This is a genomic window from Polynucleobacter sp. MWH-Berg-3C6 (assembly GCF_018881855.1).
Lineage (GTDB): Bacteria > Pseudomonadota > Gammaproteobacteria > Burkholderiales > Burkholderiaceae > Polynucleobacter.
In genome coordinates, this window is the sequence record NZ_JACVPN010000017.1 from 1 (window position 1) to 520 (window position 520).

A 520-nucleotide genomic window follows, 5' to 3' on the forward strand; every position below is an offset into this window, starting at 1 on the left:
CTACCTGGAGAATGGGCCTGGTGGTCCTGTTTCAGTGCTTGAGTTTGAAGGCTTTACTAATGAGGCGTATGGTGCTTTTCAGGACTATGCCCTCTCATCCTTTATGGATCCAAATGATGTAACGATCAGTATTGGAGACTCTGGCCTTGGTCTTGGCCTGGTAGATGCCTCAGGCAATGCCAATGGCAAGATCGATAGCTCTGCCTACTTTGATGCCAGTGGCAATGTCCAGTCTTTAACTGCTAGTGATGTAGCTAACCTATCTACTTCAGTAGTGCAAGATGCTATTGGGATTAATGCCACTAATAGATCTGATCTAGGTATTTGGTTAAATCGCCTAGATTACGCAGTAGATAACATGCAAACCCTATCTACTAACTTAGCAGATGGTATTAGCCGCATTGTCGATACCGATTACGCAGCAGAAACCTCTAATTTGACCCGTACTCAGATCTTGCAACAGGCTGCTACTTCGATGCTAGCCCAAGCCAATCAGATGCCGAACGTCATTTTGACTTTG

At 45.2% G+C, this 520-nt stretch carries 1 protein-coding gene; it reads left to right on the plus strand.

The genetic code is table 11. The features are described from left to right. Nucleotides 1-520, plus strand: a 520-nt coding sequence (locus tag ICN13_RS10040; RefSeq protein ID WP_255534128.1) for a flagellin, incomplete at both ends; no start/stop codon positions are given.